Consider the following 16,112-nt stretch of genomic DNA (forward strand, 5'->3'; position numbering starts at 1 on the left):
GAGTGACCTTCACGCATCAGCATGATGGTGGCACGTTCTTCAGCAGTAAGGTGGTGGTAGCAATGAGTCATAGCGATAGCGTACCTGATCGATCAGGTGTTGCACTTGCTCATTGAGACCGCCCATCCCCTCTCAGCGAAGGACACCACCTCCTCACTGCCAACCACTAGGCGTGTAAATCCACCAGGTTTTCATCAGGCATCAGGCCGCCATGACCATGGCCATGCGACGATCAAGCTCCTCGTAGAAGCCTCGACCCGCTCGGCGATGGTGCGAATCATCACCTCGTCCCGGTAGGCCCGCTTCACGAACAGCGGCATCCCCGGCCAGTAGCTAACGAAGTCGATCCATTCCCGCTCGCTGACCCACAGGCCGCCCTGGCACTGAGCGACGTGCTCTTGAGGTAGCTCGTCGGCCAGCAGCAGCTCGATCTGGTACTTGGGCAGCTTGGTCTTGATCTCCACCAAGCCATTGGTATCCACCAGGCAGTCCGGCGAATAGCCCACACCGTGGTTGAGGATGATGCCGACCTGCGCCAGGCGGGGCAGACCGGTGGCCTCGTGATAGAGCTCCCGGGCCACGGGCTCCAGCTCATGGCCGCGCTGGGTGTGGGCATTGCCCTGAAAGGCATCGGACGGCTCGCCGGTGATGCGCTCTCCGATCAGTTGATGCATGTAGCTGAGGGCCCCGGCACCGAAGCCGCCCGGTCCCTTGCCCTTGACCAGCAGAGTCTTCAGCTCGGACATGGTGACGATACCCAGACGGGCGGCATGCCACTCGGGCGTGCCCTGGTCCAGCGCCAGTATCTGCATGACGTTCTCCTTCTCGATGACACGGCATAGGCCGCGAGGGGAGGTCCCTTCGCCGCCCGATCAGTGATGTTGATGGTTGGGCTGCGCCCGCTTCTGCAGGGAGGCACGCAATCTGTCGAAGTCGCCGCGCGGCACCTGCTCAGCGTCGCCGTACTTGCCGACGAACCACTCCTGGGTCGCAGGAGGACAGGCGGCGATCAGCTGCCGGATCTGCCCGGCCTGGAAAGGGGTGACGAGTTTGACCGGGGCGGCGGCCTGACCGTTGTCGTCCTGGCCGCGGGTGGTGATGTTGAGCAGTGCGCAGAGCACGTAGCGCTTGCCGTAGCTGGTAGAGGAGCCGAAGGCCTGAACGGCGTTCTTGCTGCCGCTGGTATCGGCCGGCAACAGCATGCTGGTCTCTTCCCGATGGCCGTCCTGGTGCATCAGCACGCCGGTGACCTGGATGCCGCGTTCCTGGGTCTGAATGCGGAAGCTCACCGCGAAGCCGTACTTTTTCATGATCGGGCGCACGGTATCGACGATGTCCTCCAAGGTGGCGTAGTGACCGTTGTTGGTCTTGCCACGCTCGGCGATGCTCGGCAGTTCGGTCTGCATGGCCGCCATCGCGGCGCTGTAGGCCATCAGCGCCTGGCGGTCGAGCACACGCTCCTGCATCTGGAGCAGACGCTCCATCTTGTCGATGTCGACCTCGGGATTGAGTGCGGCCCGCTCGATCACCTGGATGATCGCGGTGCTGTCCTGGGTGGCCTGTGCGACCGGTGCCTGGTTGGCGGTCTTGGGATGAATAGGGGTTGCCATGATGGCCTCCGTTATCGATAGCGTTGGATGACGTCAGGGAGCTGCTCGATCGGGACCGGCTCCAGGGACACGGCCACGCGATAGACCTGCCCCTTGGCCAGAACGTGGGTTTCGGTTGCCTGTTCGCCGGCCTCCAGCAGCTGACGGGTCAGCTGGGTCAGGGCCCGGCATATCTCGAACGTCATGGGCGATTGCATTGGTATCTCCTGAAACAGTAGCGCCCGGCCTTTGAAGGGGCCGGGCGCTCTGCCGCGATGAGGGAAAGGCTGGGTGGATGTTTTGCTGAGTGATGATCAGCCCACCAGCGCAAGGGCAGACTCCAGCGCCTTGTCCTTGAGGCCGGCGCCCTGGCCGAACCAGGCGGAGTCCATGCGGTAGTCGTTGCTGCGGGCGCGCTTCTCGTGATCCACGTACTCGGTGACCGCATTGAGTAAGCCCCAGGCGGTGCCTTGCGCCGTGCACAGCTGAGAGCCGCGCCCCTCACCCTGATAGAGCTTCTGGACGCGATTGAGGGCGCGAACGTTGGGCAGCTTGGACGGATCGTCCATCGGCGCCTCGGCGTTGCAGACCACCGACTGGAAGTAGGTTCTCGCTTCCTCCTGGCTGACCTTGCGCTCAGCCAGGGTCTTCAAGCGGTACATGAAGTCGTCCCACTGGGACACGGAGATCCCCAGCTGCTGCTTGACCAGCTGAGGGCGAAACTCGGTGCTATGTGGCACTTTCACGCCCTGGGAGGTGCCATCCACCGCGATGGTCAGGGTGTTGTTGCAGACCACCCGCACGGACGTCGGGGTGGCGACGGTGGCCAACGAGCCGTCGCAGGAAGTGGCCAGCAGCAGGTAGTCGTTGACCTGATCCTGGCCCTTCAATGCCCCGCCCAGGCCGCTGCGCGCCAGGGCCCAGAACTTGCGGCCACCCTTGAGCACCCCGGCCGTCTCCAATTCGTATCCCGCGTATTCCGTGAGATCACGGTAGAACTCCAACACCTCCTCCGGTTGCACCACCTTGTAACGCTGGGAGACCACCGACAGTGGATCCTTGGTATCGGAGCGGTAGAGCACTTTCTGCTCGGGGAAGGAATGGATGCTGCCCAGGTGGCCAGCGCCGTCGGCAATGAAGCGCACCAGGGATTCCTCGATGTGCCAGTCCATGCCGGCCTGCTGTCGCCAGACTTCCAGCGGCTGATGACGAGACAGCTGCTGGCCCAGGCCATGCCAGGGGGTATCGCCAACGTAGGCCATTTGTTCGATCAGGTGTGCCATGGGGAAAGCTCCTTGAGAGTCGAGCACTGCATAACAGCCCGCTCCCCAAGGAAGCAGGCCGACCGTGAGCATGTTGATAAAGGGAGTCGCGGGATCATCGCTGAGCAGCGATGGACTCGTGAGACGGATCTTTAGGGGTCAATCGATATGGGGACGAAAGGTGTGGCCGCAGGCACGGCACTCGAGATTGTCGAGCACCTGATCATCCAGCTGACTACCCAGCCGTGCCCCAGCGACACCGCCTGCCGTGCCACCGACCAATCCACCAAAGACGGCTCCGGCGATACTGCCGACAGCGATCCCGACCGGACCGCCTACTGCGCCCACCAGGGCTCCGGCCTCGGCGCCACTCCAGGCGCCGGCCGCCCCACTGGCGGTACCGGCCACCGCCCCCGTGGAGCCTCCTACCTTCCGCCCGCGATGGCGCGACACGACCCGCAACGCGCCACAGCTGGGACAAGACATGGACATGACATTACCTCTTCCATCGAAAAAGACATGAGAACGAAGCCACCCGTCTGGGGCTTCAAGGAGGTAGTACAGGTTTGAAATTCGATTGAATCGACAACGGGCAAGATCCTGGGCGACACACCCGCAACATCATCGAGGTATACGTCAGCTACGGGAAAAAGCCGGGTTTTCCGGCCTCCGTCGGCTTCCTGAGCATGTTTCAGAACATCCGTCCGATGTTTCCCAGGATGACAAGCCAGGACGACGTAATATTTTACAGCGCTGTGAGATGGGATGCAGCGAAACCGTGACGTCATCGCGTCGCGGTGTCTTGTACGGATCGATAACGGAATTTCCCGAGAAAGTTAGTGACACCTCATTCGCCAGAAAACTGGGGCGATTGGCATGTCCAGGGATAGCGTTTCCCTGGGGTTCCGACATGCGTCACTGACGGGTAAGTATTATAGGGAGATTCACTAGACTCCTAACAGGGTCTACAGGGATAGGTCACTAGGTCATGATGGGCTCACTTGTGAAAGCCCATCCAGGATCATGAAGGATCATCCGAGGAGTGGTCCCATACAGACCACTCCCAATGAAACCATCACCCAACATGACCTTCTAGGGATTGACCTCACAGGCGACTGGAAAACGCCTGATGATGAAGTTCAAGTGAGCGACAGCATCACATCAAGGTCAGTACATACCGCTTCCTATTATCCTCCTATCGATCGACAAGACCATCGCTGCGGAATCTTTCACCATTCCCACAGCGAGGTATCTCCTCATGTTTCAACATCACCCCCTCTGCCATCCGCTTAACGACAAGCTGCGCCTTCACTACGAAGACATCTATCGAGGCTTTGACGTCCAGCATTGGACAGATGGCCCACTGGTCGTGAACTACCTGGAACGGTCCTTGCAGACCCTTGACGCCGTGACACGGATCAACCATTCCACCTTCATCTTTCGCGTGGATCTCCACTTCCCGGATGAGATGCCGCGTCTGCCGATGCATGAGACCAACGCCGTGCTGGCACGGTTCTTCTACTTCTTCCGCTACGAGCTCAAGCGGAGGCAAACCAAGTACCCGACCCAGCTGCACTGCCTGTGGGCACGCGAGCAGGTCAACAGCGACAAGCCGCACTACCACCTGATGATCATGCTCAACAGGAACGCCTACGACAGCCTGGGGGCGTTCGGTCCAGATTGGTTCGGGGTCTACTCATTCAACAACCTCTACCACCGCATGATGCGTTCCTGGTTGAAGGCAATGGGGTTCGATCATGACGATCCACGCTTCCATCAGCTGATCCATGTCTGCAAAGACCCGGTCACAAAAGAGCCCTGGTCCTGCGCCCTGCATCGGGATGACTGGATAGCCATGAATGAGGCGGTATTCATGGCCAGCTATCTGTGCAAGGCCTTCAGTAAACCGTTCGGCCAGAGGGCGCATGTCTTCGATGGCAGTCGTCTTTGGTGATTGAGTGACATGGTATGGGTCCGTCCTAGGCGGACCCGTCCTACCTCTCTCAACATGGTGCCTGCAATGTTTCCGACTTCGATGTTTCCCTCCCTCTCGTTCCCTCACAACACCCGTGGCAGCCAAGAAGAATCGTCATCCCACGATCCCTGGGGAGATCGTCGCCTCGCCAGGATGGAACGCAAGGAACCGACCCGTCGACTGCTACGTGACGTCATGGCCCTACGCCGGATTCGTGGCATGAGCCAGACAGCGCTGGCGGCCGATCTGGGAGTCAGCGTGCGAACCTTGCAGGAGTGGGAGCAGGGGCGACGACTGCCCTCGGGGGTTGGCCATGCCCTGCTCAGACAGTGGGTAGAGACCCACCAAAGCGATGGAGATTGAGACATTGCGATGGATTATCGTACAACATGAGCGCCGCAGGATGTCGATTTTCATGTTTTTTTAGATTTATAAGTCACAATGTCTAACCCAATACCAGTTTGCACGCTCTAGGCAGCCCATCGCTACTTCTGGCGAGAGGCATCGCATGAGGCACGCCAGCGCCCATAGGGGCCACGTTTCTCGAGAGGGACAAGCTGAACCCCGAACGTCGCAAGCAAGGCCCTGCTCTGCTTGAACTTGGCCGCCAACCCTCGGGACGTGACAGGCCAGGAACCTGAAGGATCAGGCTCAGGGCGATACCCATCGAGCAGCACAAGCCAATCCTTGACCGTGGCCTCTATCCGTCCATCTTCCGACGCATCGATGAGACGCTTCACGGCCATCGCGACAGGATTTTCCTCCAGCTCATAATCGCGACGACTTTGCTGGTTGGCATCAAGTTGTTGCCAGAATTCGGCAGTATCTCGACCCAAAGCATCAGCCACCAGTACACCTATCCGGCATAGGTCTCGCAAACCACCATAGCGGTCGCATTGTCGATCATTTTCAACATGGCTCCAGAACTGGTTAACATAGCCAAATATTTGGAGAAGGCCATGAATGATGGTTCTCTCCGCCATGCTGCGATCCTCCACAGCATTTTGAGATTTGCCCCCTCCTGCATCATCCAGCTCTATGCTCAAGGTAGCGTCGGATAGCGGTGCATAGGTCACTACACTCTCGCTGCTATTCAGCATGACCGCACAACGGACGGAAAGATCTACCCCAGAACGCTTCGTTTTCGTGCGCCACTCCATTGCCTTTCCCTGCATGATCGAAAGCAAGCCTTTCTGCTGTGTTTTGGACAGCGAATCCACTCGATGGAAACTCATCAGGTAATGGCACTGCGCCCGAATATCCACTTGCTTTATCGACTTGGGAACCTCGATCTCAAACAGACTACTCGCCGGGTCTATGACCGTCTTCAGCATCTTCTGTGAATCGATCAGCTCAGGAGTAGGCTCACCTAACAACTCAAGCAACACGGGCGCACTATCTGAGCGCCAGGCCATGACCATCCAGGCAATCACCAACAGGTCACTATCTTTCGGCAGCGAAGTGACATCGAATAAAGTAGATATCGATTGAGGAAGCACATTCCCAACGTTATCAGGAACACACACCGGCAAGCTTTCTCGAGGCATGACATGGGGAATCCCAGTCCGTATCTCATAGCTCGATAAGCCCGGTGAAAAAATCAAGCATTGATTCCCCAAGATCAGCGCACGTCGACCACTGTTCAAGTCAACGCCTGCACGACCGTAAACCGGTAGAACAGCCTCGGGGATAGCACCATAAACAAAATTGCTGATGGCAGACCTGATGACACCATAGGAGACATCCTGCTGCCTTCCTATGGAGGTTCTCCAATACTCTCCCTTCAGCCTCTCAAGGATCTTTGGGTCGAAATGTGGCAAAGTCTCGCCCGTAAACTTATCAGTCAGCAGTGGGCTTCTCGACTCATTAGTAGTGAGATAAAACTGTCCTTGAAGCATGGACATGACATCGGCTACTTGTCTATCGTGACGAGATTGCTTTGGCGCTTGGCGCGCTCCAAATAACCCCATGCCCCCAGCACCAGATTCACTGCTCAAATCAGGCGCTGCCGGCCAGGAAGGCCAAGGAGCATTGAGCGCAGCTTGGAGATCGGGGTCACTAAAGAGGGACTTTAAAGTGGCCGGTGGCTCATCATCGTGTGATGCATTGGGAAATGAGGAAGAGGGTCCTGTATCGGGCGTAGGCGAAGTCTCTGCGGCATCATCAAGCTCACCAGAAGCCACCTTCCGAGCTTGCTCACGCCAATGCTCACTCAGGCCAAACCTCTGCCGCCGGTGCTTGGTATTGGCTACCTCGTGTCCCACTGGATGAGACTCGTGGTTATCCTGACCATGATCCGTCATTCCCTACCTCGTGCCTTTTCGCCATCGAATATCTCGCAAAGCCTATCACACGGACCTCTGACATCCGCTCTTCCCGATCCCCCTCGTTAGCTGTGATACCTCAGGCTTCTTAAGCCAGGCGGCTACATGGCCGAGACAGTAGAGGCGACTTGTCGTCTCGATCACCACCCCCTGCCTTACAAATGGCGCACAGCGGCCCCGGGCCGCTTTTATACCGTGAGATACGAAATCATCAGGTAGCGGCATAAACGCCGCACAGAGCGGCATGGCGCGATAACGTCGCCGTCTCTACCCACAGCCCACTGACCACGGCGGCCACGCATGAAATTTCCACCCAACAGCCGTATCAACTCCATCATGGACGACCGGCTGGCCGCCAACAGCTGTCAAGGTCTTCGCTGCACCGCATGTCGGAGTTCTTCGAGACTGTCAGTTTCAACAGATGGCTGCATGGAATGCCAGAAGCTGGCAGCACCACATTGACGAGCCCCGTCATGACCTACCAGTCATGCAGGGCAGCGATCAACGGGCACGACACCTTTCTTTGATGCACATGGCATTCATCGACCAGCCGGGATAAGGCCGCCTCGATGCGGGTCAGATCAGCCAGCCTGGCGCGCACGTCGTCAAGTCGCTGTGACGCTAGTTCCGCCGCCTCGCTGCAATGAGCACCATCCTCCAGAGCCAGTAGCTGCCCGATCTCGTCCAGGCTGAATCCCAGCCGCTGCACCGCTTTCACGAATTTCATGCGCGCCACGTCGGCGCTGTTGCTCGTGCAGTTGCTGGCTTTACCGGTCTATCTCTGGCTCTTTCTGGGCGCGGAGTGGTTCCAGGCAGCGATCAGCACCCACCTCCTCAGCGCCTTCGCGGGATTGATTCTCACCCCCTTGGCCCTGGCCTGGGTGACCGAGCGGCTGGCCGAGCGTCACCTCAATGCCAGACGGTGGGTTCATGGCCTGGGCCTACTGCCCGTACCCCTGCTGGCACTGGTGGTCTTTGTCATCGCGGCCTCCCAGGTGACGACCGTGGCCGGCCTCGGCGGGGTCTTGCTGCAAGTGCTGCCGATCTTCGTCGCCTACCTGGCCTTTGCCGCCATCCTGGGCAAGACCCTCGGCAGGCTCTTCCGGCTCTCCGCGCCATCAGCCAGGACTCTGACCTTCAGCTTCGGCACACGCAACTCCTTCGTGGTGCTACCCATCGCCCTGACGCTGCCCGATGCCTGGCAAGCCGCCGTGGTGGTCATCGTCTTCCAGTCGCTGGTCGAGCTGTTCGGCATGGTGGTGTACCTGAGATGGGTGCCAGGCAAGTTGATCCCGGAGCCCTCTCACACATAGCCCTTGCAGCTCCCCATCCAATTTCCAGGAGTAAAATGTGATCGAACGTCGTGTTCGGCTGCCTCAAGGCGCAACGACGAACCTTGCACCGTACTCCTAGCCAAGCCCCCCTCGGCAGCCCCCTGAACCGTACCGATCCTCTACGGAAGATAGGGGCGATGGACAGTGACTACTCAGGCACCGCTGGCAAGCCTTTCGAGGTCGGCAACCACGGCCTCCATAGGATCGCTGTCGCGGATCAGCAGGCGCGCCTCTCCCTGATCATTGAAGGCGAAAACAGCGCTGGAGTGCGACACATCATAGTTGCCTTCGCTGTCCTCTTCGCCATACCCGTAGGTCACCCGATAGCGGCGTGTCAGTTCATCGAGGGCCGCTTTATCCCCCGTGAGGCCGATGAACTGGGGGCCGAAGGCATCCGTGTACTCTCGCAACGTCTCGGCGTCATCGCGACGAGGGTCGACCGAGACGAAGAGCACCTGAATGTCGTCGCGCGCCGCCTCACCCATGCGTTGGGTGGCGGCGTCGAGGCGCGCGAGGGTGGTGGGACAGACATCGGGGCAGTGAGTGAAGCCGAAGAACAGCAGTGTGCTCTTGCCGAGGAACTGATCGGCGTTGACGTCTTTGCCGTTCTCGTCGACAAGCTCGAACGCCAGGGGAGGCATGAGCCCCGAGATATCCTTGGTCTGCCAAGGCGGCTCGCTGCAGCCCGCAAGCCATAGGGTCACGAATAGTGCCATGATCCATCGGTGCATCCTGCTCCCCCTACTGTGCTGTCGGCGCCACGGCGCGGAAGGTGACACGCTGTCGCTGCTCGCCGGCGAAATGAAGGTTCACCTCGATGTCGTCACTAACAACGAGGGGGCGAGTCCGTTTCATGAGCATGAGATGATAGCCCCCCGGTGCGAACTCGATCTGCTCCCCCGCTGCCAGTTCTAATTGGGCGACGGGTTGCATACTGGTGATGCCATCCTGATTGACAGTGCGATGCATGGTGACATTGCCGAAAGCGGGGCTATCCGCTCCTGTCAGGGTGACGCCCTTCTCACTGGTATTCGTGAGGGTGAAATAGCCTGCCGCGGGCAGGTCCCCGGGCAGAAGCCGAAGACGCGCCTCGCTGACCTGCAGTTCGGCAGCAGCCACCGTGCCGGGCGTCGCGATCAGCAGCAGGAAGGCCCAGCACCAGCGTTTCGCCAGGCGCGGCAGACTAGCGTGTGGCGTGAGAGACATCAGCGGCATCCTCCTTGCGGGCGTCACGGAACAGAAAGCTGAGAATGATCAGAACCCCAATGGCACTCATCATCGAGGCGGGAATCCAGGTCAGCAGGCCGCCGAGGAGTTGGTCAGTCAGAGGATCCAGCGGCCAGGCGCGACCGCAAACCTCGTAGACATCGAAGATCACGTCGCGACTGAAGGTGATATAGGCGCCCAGGAGAATTTGCGGGGGGATCACCGCCAACAGGATGGCGACACGCTTGCCATAGCCGAGACCGCCTTGTTGCGGCGAGCGGCGATCCAGGATCAGCCACCAGAACAGCAACCCATCCAGCGCCATGCTCCAGTTCATCACCTGATAGAGATCAGCGCTGAGCATGGCGTCGAAGTGGATCTCGGGAATCAGCCAGAAATAGATCAGCCCGACGAACAGTAGGGGGGCGATCAGTGGATGCTGCAGAGTCCGATAAACAGGACGCAGCAGGCGCGCGGCCAGGCTCCACCCGGGGAAGGGTCTGATTCGAGTCGGCAAGCCGTCTGCCAGTACCGGCAAGGGGGCGGCCAGGGCGATCAGGAGGGGGCCGGCGTGATGCAGCACCAGGTGCTGGGCCCGATGGGTAAAGAACATGTACTGGGCGAGGTAGTCGTAATGAGTCTGGGTGACGCCATAGATGGTGGCGACACCCAGCAGGTAGGCCAGGATTCGGCCCGCGCCGGTGGCCTCGCCGCGCCGTCTGCGCTGCCGCAGGCCTCGCAGGTAGAGCACGATGGCCAGCAGGCAGCTCGCCGACCAGGTCAGTGAGAACTCCCACGGCAGCAGGTAGCCCAGAGCGACGTCGAGCTCGATAGCCCTTCCCTCCCCAGAATCGGCACGCCAATGGTGAGCTTAGGAGCCCGCCGCACCATGCGGCAAGGTGGGCCTATAAACGCAGGCAAAGCCAGAGCCCGCAGCTCGGTGCCTGGTAGGCGAGGAAGGCCGAGCCCCAACGCACCGCCAGTGGCCATGCAGAGGGCGATAGACCTTGGATAAGCCACGACCGAGTCAGCTCACGAGACTGACAAGACTCGCCATGTCGTCGTCATGGCCTACGCAGCGCGATTTCTGCGTAGATACCCTTGTAGCCAGTGTCGTGCTTTCTATCCGGTTCCGGCGCCGGCTTGGGGTTCAGGGACACCATGCGACCGCTGGGGTCATCCAATAGGCCGCGAAGCTGTCCATCATCGAAGCTCAAGCCCTCGACACCGCGTTGGTTGAGGCGTGTGACGGTGTCTTCCAACGCGGACATGCTGTGCCCTTCTTCTTCCAGCGGCGGGAATGCCTGAACCAGCGGCTGCTCTTCCTCCCAGCCGATCTTGATGGGTTGGTTGACGATTTGGACCTGGGTGTTCGGTGGCACGCGGTCGAAAATCGACTCGATGTCCTCAGGGAACATGCGAATACAGCCACGGCTGGCACGCATGCCGATACCATCCGGCTGGTTGGTGCCATGAATCAAGTAACCGTCGAAACCCAGGATAATGGCATGATCCCCCAGTGGATTATCCGGACCCGGAGGCACCACGCTGGGCGCCTTCTCACCGCGTGCCCTGGCTTCACGCTGGACCGACTCGGGTGGGTACCAGGCAGGGTTCTCGATATTCATGGTGGTTTCGGTGACACCGAGGGGGGTACCGAAGCCTTCACGACCGATGCCGATGGGATAGGTCTCAACGCGTGGCGTTTCACCATCGTCAACCTCCGGATAGTAGTAGAGGCGCAGCTCGGCGATGTTGATGACGATCCCGGTGCGCTCAGCATCGGGCAGGATGAAGCGCCCGGGTATGGTCACCTCGGTACCCTCGCCGGGAATCCAGAGACTCACATCCGGATTGGCTCGCACGATCTCCCTGTACCCCAGGTTGTGTCGCCTGGCGATATCGAGCAGGGTATCTCCTCGATCATCCACCGTTATGCGGTAGGTGTCGCCGATCACATTGCCTTCCTCAGGCAGCGGATAGTGGCCGCGGGGCCACTCGTTCTCCTCTTCGGCCTGAGCAACGCTAATGAGTGCCAGCCAACCGACCAGCACCCCCACCACTGAGCGTGCTCGGAGCTGCCACCATGGACCTTTCCTCGCTGTACTAGAGTGACGTTCCGATAAAGCCATTATTCTCTCCCTTTTCGACTGGACTATTATCATCCAGACCGACGTGTGTTGAGTTTCCATCCAAGCAGCACCAGTAAGGCGGCCAACACCCAGGTCGGCCAGCTACCGGTACGTGTGAACGGTGTGTTCCCCACCATGGGCAGCGCCTCGCCGCGGAGGCTCGTCGCCAGGAACTGTGGTGCGCGGGCCGTGACACGGCCCTGAGTATCGACGATGGCGGTCACCCCGTTGCTGGTGGCGCGGATCAGATAGCGGCCGTTCTCCAGGGCGCGCAGGCGGGCCATCTGCAGATGCTGCAGGGGGCCGATGGAGCGTCCGAACCAGGTGTCGTTGGAGACCGTCAGCAGCAGCTCGGCGTCGCGCGCCTGCTCGGCCACCCGGTCGGCATAGATGATCTCGTAGCAGATGGCGTTACCGATGGTGGTTCCGGCGGCGCGCAGCGGTTCCTGATCGTCGGTGCCAGGCGTCATGGTGGGCATGGGCAGGTCGAAGAAGGCGATGGTGCCGGCGAGCAGGCTCTCCAACGGCAGGTACTCGCCGAAGGGCACCAGGCGCGCCTTACGGTACTTTCCCTCGGCGTTACCCAGGCCGATCACGCCGTTGTAGTAGTCGCCGCCGTCGCGCTGCAGGATGCCGGTGAGCAAGGCGGTGTCGGGGGCGAGGTTGGACTGCACCCGCTCCAGTATTGGCCGGGCCTCCTCCTCGAGCATCGGCAGGGCCGCCTCGGGCCAGACAACCAGGTCGAAGTCGTTGGACTGTGCAAGGGTCAACGCCGTATAGATACTGGCCGCCTCGCGCTGCCCCTCGGGAGTCCACTTGATCGCCTGATCCAGGTTGCCCTGCAGCAGGGCGACCCGCAGCGGCTCGCCGGCCGGGAAGGTCCACTGGGTCGGCAAGGCCATCGGGGCTAGCCAGAGAACAGCGATGGGCGCCGCGGCCCACCAGCGTCGTCTCAGCAGTTCCACGCCCAGGGTGCCGGTCAGGGCGGTGATCAGCGACAGCAGATAGACCCCGCCCACCGGGGCCCAGGCCGCCAGCGGCGAGTCTACCTGGGACGTGCCCAGCAGCAGCCAGGGAAACCCGGTAAACAGCCAGGTGCGCAGCCACTCGCTGAGTACCCAGATGCCGGCGAAGCTGAGGAAGGCCAGGCGTGGGCCCGTGACGCGGCGATAGAGCCAGAAGGGGACGGCGAAGAACAGCGCCAGGCTGGCCACGAACAGGCCGGTGAGGAAGAGCGCCAGGGGCGCCCCCGTATAGCCGTAGTCGTGGATCGCGACGAAGACCCAGGAGGCACCGGAGCCGAACAGGCCCACCCCATAGCACCAGCCGCGGAGGCCGGCCTGAGCGGGTGTCAGGACATGGATGCCGGAATAGACCAGTGCCACCGCCACCGGGCCCAGCCACCACAGCGCAAAGGGCGCGGCGCTGAGAGTGGTCAGTCCCCCGGCGGTCAGGGCCAGGAAACAGCCGAGGGCCGGAGAGATCCGGCCGGCAAGCGTCATGTACCGGACTGGCAGGTTCTCTGCATCCATGCCGTTACTCAGACGCTCTGGGGGAGGGACGCTCACGTAAGGCCGCAATCGCAAAGGCGATGACACCCAGGAACAGGGCGATATCCGCCAGGTTGAAGGCGGGCCAGTGCCACTCATGCCAGTAGACGTCCAGGTAGTCTACGACATACCCTCGTACCAGGCGGTCGATGCCATTGCCCAGCGCGCCACCCAGCATCAAGCTGTACCCCAGCGCCTCCAGACGGGGCCTGGGCCTGCACAGCAGGATCGTCAGGACAATAGTCACCATCCCTGTCAGGCCCAAGAAGAGATAGCGCTGCCAGCCGCCTGCATCGGCGAGGAAGCTGAAGGCCGCTCCCGTGTTCCACCAGTGGCCCCAATTGAAGAACGGGGCTAGCGGGATGGTCTGGCCATACGGCATCAGCGCCTGCACCAGCCCCTTGATGGCCTGGTCGGCCAGGCCGACCATAACGGCCAATGCCAACCAGTACCAGCGGCGCGGCACTGTCGGTATCCGCTCTGTCCTCATGACGTGGCTTCCTGGTAGCGCGGGCTTGCCGAGCCAGTCGTGGCATTATTGCCTGGCGAGAAGCGATAGCCCAGCAGCCGCATGGCGTTCAGGGTCACCAGCACGGTGGCGCCGGTATCCGCCATCACCGCGATCCACATGCCGGTGATGCCCAGCGCCGTGGTCACCAGGAAGATGGCCTTCAGGCCCAGCGCCAGGGCGACGTTGGTCTTGACGTTGCGCAGCGTGGCCCGGGACAGGGCGATCAGCTCGGCGATGCCGCCGACGCGGTTCTTGAGCAGCGCCGCATCCGCGGTTTCCAGTGCCACATCCGTGCCGCCGCCCATGGCGATGCCCACCTCTGCCGCGGCCAGCGCCGGCGCATCGTTGATACCGTCGCCCACCTTGCCGACTGGGCCTCGGCCGGCGGCCTGCCAGTCACGAACGCGCTGGGCCTTTTCCTCGGGCATCAGCTCGCCATGTGCCTCGATGCCCAGGCTGTCACCGATGGCCGCGACGGTACGCGCATTGTCACCGCTGAGCATCACCGCCTGCACGCCCAGGCGCGACAGCGCCGTCAGCCCCTCCCGGGCATCGTCGCGAGGTTCATCGCGCACGGCGATCAGGCCCAGCGGGCGCTCGCCTTCGACCAGCACGGCGAGAGTCTTGCCGGCGTGTTCCAGCTCGGCGATCCGAGCGGTCAGATCGTGATCGAGGGCGGCCTGCTCTGCCAGGTGGCGGGGGGTGATCAGGCTCAACTCACGCCCCTCGACCCGACCGGAGACCCCTCGGCCCGACAGGGCGCGGCTCTCACTCGCCAGTGGAAGGGAAAGGCCCAACTGCTCAGCGTGGGCGAGGATGGCCGTGGCGATGGGGTGGCTGGAGTCACGTTCCATCCCAGCCGCCAGCCTCAGGATCTCTTGCGTGCCCTGGCCAGTGGCCCAGTCCTCCACGTCGGTGACCTTGGGGGTGCCGGCGGTGAGGGTGCCGGTCTTGTCCAGCGCCACCGTCCGCAGCTTACCCAGCTGTTCGAGCACCGCGCCGCCCTTGATCAGCAGGCCCCGCCGGGCGCCCGCCGAGAGGCCGGCAGCGATCGCCGCGGGGGTTGAGATCACCAGAGCACAGGGACAGGCGATCAACAGCAGGGCCAGGGCGCGATAGATCGATTCCGACCAGGCCATGGTCGAGACCAGCGGCGGCACCACCGCCATCAGCAGGGCGAGCCCCACCACCGCCGGCATGTAGTAGCGAGCGAAGCGGTCGATGAAACGTGCCACCGGCGCCTTGGCGGCCTGGGCCTCCTCCACCAGGCGGATGACCCGTGCGATGGTGTTGTCCTCGGCGCCGCGGGTTACCTCCACCTCCAGGGCGGCATCGAGGTTGACCGTGCCGGCAAAGACGTCGTCCCCCGGCGCCCGCGTGCGGGGCACCGACTCCCCGTTGATCGGTGACTCATCCAGGTCGGATTCGCCGGTCAGAATACGTCCATCGCAGGGCACGCGGTCGCCCGGTCGCACCAGGACTCGCTGCCCAGGCGTGAGCGAGGCGGCCGAGACCTCACGGGTATCCCCATCCTCCATCAGCCTCGCCGTGGACGGCGTCAGGTCCGCCAGGGCCGAGATGCTGCGTCGCGCCCTCGACGCGGCCACCCCCTCCAGCAACTCGCCTACGGCGAACAGGAAGACCACCACCGCCGCTTCGGCGGCGGCATTGATGGCCAGGGCCCCCAAGGCGGCGATGCTCATCAGCATCTCGATGGTGAAGGGGTTGCGCATCTTCAGCGCACCCCAGGCGCCTTGTGCAATGGGCACCAACCCCACCAGGGTGGCCGCGACGAAGGGCCAGTTGCCTAGGCTAGGCCAGACCAGGCGGAGAACGAAGGCCAGAGCCAGCAGCCCCCCCGTGACGAGCACCAAGCGTCCCTTGGCGGTCTGCCACCAAGAGGCCGGAGCGGCATCCGCCTCATCTCCCTCATCATCGGTGGCAAGCTGGTAGCCGAGCTCGTTAAGGATCCGCTCGATCGCCTCATGAGAAGGCGTCGTATCCTGTTGAGGGTGAATCCTCACCGATCCGGTGACCGAACTGGCCGACACCTCCCCGATGCCCTCCAGGCGGCCCAGAGCGGCTTCTACCTTGCGCTCGCAGCCGCCGCAGTCCATGCCTTCCACCTGCAGTGTCAGCGTCGACGGGATGGTGCCTTGCGTTGGTTCGGTCATGGCGCTGCCTCTCCGAATGTCTTAATCTTGTCCGGAAGCATAATCCCTGTAGCAA

General features: G+C 61.8%; 16 protein-coding genes and 1 pseudogene. 3 read left to right on the forward strand and 14 right to left on the reverse strand.

Annotated features, from left to right (window positions below; translation table 11 throughout):
• Positions 1-194: 194 nt before the first annotated feature.
• From KUW00_RS00005 to KUW00_RS00025, 5 genes are all read right to left on the reverse strand, one after another.
• A complete protein-coding gene (locus KUW00_RS00005; RefSeq protein ID WP_261391907.1) occupies positions 195-812 on the reverse strand; it encodes a lambda exonuclease family protein in 618 nt (205 codons plus the stop codon).
• A gap of 60 nt (positions 813-872) precedes the next feature.
• Entirely contained in the window at positions 873-1,610 is a 738-nt protein-coding gene (locus tag KUW00_RS00010; protein ID WP_035470206.1) for an ERF family protein, read from the reverse strand.
• 11 nt (positions 1,611-1,621) lie between these two features.
• Positions 1,622-1,807 carry a hypothetical protein gene (locus KUW00_RS00015; RefSeq protein WP_035470203.1) on the reverse strand — a complete coding sequence of 62 codons (186 nt, stop codon included), beginning with the start codon at positions 1,805-1,807 and terminating at the stop codon, positions 1,622-1,624.
• A 96-nt stretch (positions 1,808-1,903) separates the two neighbouring features.
• Positions 1,904-2,872: a DUF932 domain-containing protein gene (locus KUW00_RS00020; protein WP_035470200.1), complete on the reverse strand. Its 969-nt coding sequence runs from the start codon at positions 2,870-2,872 to the stop codon at positions 1,904-1,906.
• Positions 2,873-3,010: 138 nt separating this feature from the next.
• Positions 3,011-3,343, reverse strand: coding sequence for a hypothetical protein (locus KUW00_RS00025; RefSeq protein ID WP_035470198.1), 333 nt, complete (start codon positions 3,341-3,343; stop codon positions 3,011-3,013).
• 766 nt (positions 3,344-4,109) lie between these two features.
• Here KUW00_RS00025 and KUW00_RS00030 point away from each other — a divergent pair.
• A complete protein-coding gene (locus KUW00_RS00030; RefSeq protein ID WP_222567962.1) occupies positions 4,110-4,805 on the forward strand; it encodes an inovirus-type Gp2 protein in 696 nt (231 codons plus the stop codon).
• A 66-nt stretch (positions 4,806-4,871) separates the two neighbouring features.
• Positions 4,872-5,189 carry a helix-turn-helix domain-containing protein gene (locus KUW00_RS00035; RefSeq protein ID WP_231498571.1) on the forward strand — a complete coding sequence of 106 codons (318 nt, stop codon included), beginning with the start codon at positions 4,872-4,874 and terminating at the stop codon, positions 5,187-5,189.
• Positions 5,190-5,311: 122 nt separating this feature from the next.
• Here KUW00_RS00035 and KUW00_RS00040 read toward each other — a convergent pair whose 3' ends face one another.
• Together KUW00_RS00040 and KUW00_RS00045 are read right to left on the reverse strand one after the other, a co-directional pair.
• Entirely contained in the window at positions 5,312-7,129 is a 1,818-nt protein-coding gene (locus KUW00_RS00040) for a hypothetical protein (RefSeq protein ID WP_146164642.1), read from the reverse strand.
• A 499-nt stretch (positions 7,130-7,628) separates the two neighbouring features.
• Positions 7,629-7,889, reverse strand: a pseudogene (locus KUW00_RS00045) (MerR family DNA-binding protein); the annotation flags it as partial.
• Here KUW00_RS00045 and KUW00_RS00050 point away from each other — a divergent pair.
• Positions 7,876-8,463, forward strand: a complete 588-nt coding sequence (locus KUW00_RS00050) for a hypothetical protein (protein ID WP_231498570.1) — start codon at positions 7,876-7,878, stop codon at positions 8,461-8,463. The pseudogene KUW00_RS00045 and the gene KUW00_RS00050 overlap by 14 nt on opposite strands.
• 173 nt (positions 8,464-8,636) lie before the next feature.
• Here KUW00_RS00050 and KUW00_RS00055 read toward each other — a convergent pair whose 3' ends face one another.
• The 7 genes from KUW00_RS00055 to KUW00_RS00085 form a co-directional block, all read right to left on the reverse strand.
• Entirely contained in the window at positions 8,637-9,215 is a 579-nt protein-coding gene (locus KUW00_RS00055) for an SCO family protein (RefSeq protein ID WP_035470186.1), read from the reverse strand.
• A gap of 10 nt (positions 9,216-9,225) precedes the next feature.
• Entirely contained in the window at positions 9,226-9,690 is a 465-nt protein-coding gene (locus KUW00_RS00060; protein WP_035470183.1) for a copper chaperone PCu(A)C, read from the reverse strand.
• Positions 9,668-10,441 (reverse strand): cytochrome c oxidase assembly protein, encoded by a 774-nt coding sequence (locus tag KUW00_RS00065; RefSeq protein ID WP_071211138.1) that lies wholly within the window; start codon positions 10,439-10,441, stop codon positions 9,668-9,670. The genes KUW00_RS00060 and KUW00_RS00065 overlap by 23 nt, the downstream gene beginning before the upstream one ends.
• A 313-nt stretch (positions 10,442-10,754) precedes the next feature.
• Positions 10,755-11,744 carry a L,D-transpeptidase family protein gene (locus tag KUW00_RS00070; protein ID WP_231498568.1) on the reverse strand — a complete coding sequence of 330 codons (990 nt, stop codon included), beginning with the start codon at positions 11,742-11,744 and terminating at the stop codon, positions 10,755-10,757.
• 107 nt (positions 11,745-11,851) lie between these two features.
• A complete protein-coding gene (lnt, locus tag KUW00_RS00075; RefSeq protein ID WP_035470174.1) occupies positions 11,852-13,354 on the reverse strand; it encodes an apolipoprotein N-acyltransferase in 1,503 nt (500 codons plus the stop codon).
• Between the two features lie 4 nt (positions 13,355-13,358).
• Positions 13,359-13,862: a signal peptidase II gene (gene lspA / locus KUW00_RS00080; RefSeq protein ID WP_035470171.1), complete on the reverse strand. Its 504-nt coding sequence runs from the start codon at positions 13,860-13,862 to the stop codon at positions 13,359-13,361.
• Positions 13,859-16,057 carry a heavy metal translocating P-type ATPase gene (locus KUW00_RS00085; protein ID WP_035470168.1) on the reverse strand — a complete coding sequence of 733 codons (2,199 nt, stop codon included), beginning with the start codon at positions 16,055-16,057 and terminating at the stop codon, positions 13,859-13,861. The genes lspA and KUW00_RS00085 overlap by 4 nt, the downstream gene beginning before the upstream one ends.
• Between the last annotated feature and the right edge of the window lie 55 nt (positions 16,058-16,112).

It is taken from the genome of Halomonas sp. DP5N14-9 (genome assembly GCF_019802175.1).
Taxonomy (GTDB): domain Bacteria; phylum Pseudomonadota; class Gammaproteobacteria; order Pseudomonadales; family Halomonadaceae; genus Halomonas; species Halomonas litopenaei.

Excerpts from the sequence above, each read along its gene's own strand:
- KUW00_RS00005 (WP_261391907.1), bottom strand. The coding sequence starts at position 812 with ATGCAGATACTGGCGCTGGACCAGGGCACGCCCGAGTGGCATGCCGCC.
- KUW00_RS00010 (WP_035470206.1), bottom strand. The coding sequence starts at position 1,610 with ATGGCAACCCCTATTCATCCCAAGACCGCCAACCAGGCACCGGTCGCA.
- KUW00_RS00015 (WP_035470203.1), bottom strand. The coding sequence starts at position 1,807 with ATGCAATCGCCCATGACGTTCGAGATATGCCGGGCCCTGACCCAGCTG.
- KUW00_RS00020 (WP_035470200.1), bottom strand. The coding sequence starts at position 2,872 with ATGGCACACCTGATCGAACAAATGGCCTACGTTGGCGATACCCCCTGG.
- KUW00_RS00025 (WP_035470198.1), bottom strand. The coding sequence starts at position 3,343 with ATGTCCATGTCTTGTCCCAGCTGTGGCGCGTTGCGGGTCGTGTCGCGC.
- KUW00_RS00030 (WP_222567962.1), top strand. The coding sequence starts at position 4,110 with ATGTTTCAACATCACCCCCTCTGCCATCCGCTTAACGACAAGCTGCGC.
- KUW00_RS00035 (WP_231498571.1), top strand. The coding sequence starts at position 4,872 with ATGTTTCCGACTTCGATGTTTCCCTCCCTCTCGTTCCCTCACAACACC.
- KUW00_RS00040 (WP_146164642.1), bottom strand. The coding sequence starts at position 7,129 with ATGACGGATCATGGTCAGGATAACCACGAGTCTCATCCAGTGGGACAC.
- KUW00_RS00050 (WP_231498570.1), top strand. The coding sequence starts at position 7,876 with ATGCGCGCCACGTCGGCGCTGTTGCTCGTGCAGTTGCTGGCTTTACCG.
- KUW00_RS00055 (WP_035470186.1), bottom strand. The coding sequence starts at position 9,215 with ATGCACCGATGGATCATGGCACTATTCGTGACCCTATGGCTTGCGGGC.
- KUW00_RS00060 (WP_035470183.1), bottom strand. The coding sequence starts at position 9,690 with ATGTCTCTCACGCCACACGCTAGTCTGCCGCGCCTGGCGAAACGCTGG.
- lnt (WP_035470174.1), bottom strand. The coding sequence starts at position 13,354 with ATGGATGCAGAGAACCTGCCAGTCCGGTACATGACGCTTGCCGGCCGG.
- lspA (WP_035470171.1), bottom strand. The coding sequence starts at position 13,862 with ATGAGGACAGAGCGGATACCGACAGTGCCGCGCCGCTGGTACTGGTTG.
- KUW00_RS00085 (WP_035470168.1), bottom strand. The coding sequence starts at position 16,057 with ATGACCGAACCAACGCAAGGCACCATCCCGTCGACGCTGACACTGCAG.